This window comes from Corallococcus sp. AB038B (assembly GCF_003668955.1).
Taxonomy (GTDB): Bacteria; Myxococcota; Myxococcia; order Myxococcales; family Myxococcaceae; genus Corallococcus; species Corallococcus exiguus.
On record NZ_RAWO01000046.1, the window covers coordinates 1 to 1,056 of the forward strand.

Below are 1,056 nucleotides of genomic sequence, written 5' to 3' on the forward strand. Positions count from 1 at the left end.
CGGTCGTTTACAACGGTGCTCACGAACGTGGATCGAGGCAGACGCAGGGCGTAGCCCTCGGTGGGCCCAGCCCATGCGTGACGAGCAAGGGCGCGCGCTCCGGAGCCCATAGATTGAGGCCATGGGCGCACCACTTTCGATGGACTTGCGGCAGCGGATTCTCGACTCGTACCTGACACGGGAGGAGTCCTGGGGCGAGCTCGCCAAGCGGTTTCGAGTAGGGGTCGCGACGGTTGATCGCCTCATTGGCCGCTGGAAGCGGACCGGCTCTCTCGCGCCAAAGCGCCCGGGCCCCCGTCCCTTCTTCCGCATCCCTGATTCGCAACTGGGCAAGGTGAAGCGGCTGTTGGATGCAGCGCCCGACAGTACGACCCAGGAAATAGCGGATGCTGACGTCAAGCAAACGGGTGTGGGAGTGAGCCGCGCCACCATGGGACGTGCCTTTCGCCGATTGGGCTACACACGCAAAAAAAGTCACTCCTCGCCTCCGAGCGGAGGCTGGCGAAGAATCGCCGCGCCCGCAGGCGGTATTTGGCTACGGCCGCCCAACTGAAGCCCGCGAGCCTCCACTTCATCGATGAGACTGCCGCGACCCTCACCATGACGCGTCGATATGGACGTGCTCGACGAGGGCAGCGCGCTCGCGGCTACGTGCCCCTGGGCCGTCGTCAACAAGTCACGATGATAGGGGACTTGACGCTCCAAGGAGTGGGGCCGGTACTGACTTTTGAGGGTGCTACCAACAGCGACCGCTTTGAAACCTACGTCCGTGAGGGGCTGCTACCCATCCTCAAGCCTGACGACGTGGTTGTCATGGATAACCTCAGCGTCCATCACCGACCGGCAGTCGAGCAACTCATTCGCAGTCGCAAGGCGAGTCTTCTCTTCCTGCCGCCCTACAGCCCAGAGTTCAACCCCATCGAGTCGTGCTGGCTGAAGGTCAAGACGCGCATGCGGGCCATCGGCGCCCGCACGCATGTGGCCCTCCGCGAAGCAATGCGAGAGGCACTTGCATCCGTGAGGCCACAGGACGCAGCGGCCTGGTTCGCCTACTGC

At 63.6% G+C, this 1,056-nt stretch carries 1 protein-coding gene and 1 pseudogene; both read left to right on the forward strand.

The annotated features are described in order from the left end of the window. Window positions 1–139 precede the first annotated feature (139 nt). Window positions 140–553, forward strand: a complete 414-nt coding sequence (locus D7Y04_RS46890) for a helix-turn-helix domain-containing protein (RefSeq protein ID WP_368666439.1) — start codon at window positions 140–142, stop codon at window positions 551–553. Then, a pseudogene (locus tag D7Y04_RS46145) lies at window positions 439–1,056 on the forward strand (IS630 family transposase); the annotation flags it as partial. The gene D7Y04_RS46890 and the pseudogene D7Y04_RS46145, both read left to right, overlap by 115 nt.

Bases quoted from the DNA above. Each gene is read 5' to 3' on its own strand.
- D7Y04_RS46890 (WP_368666439.1), top strand. From the start codon at position 140: ATGGACTTGCGGCAGCGGATTCTCGACTCGTACCTGACACGGGAGGAG.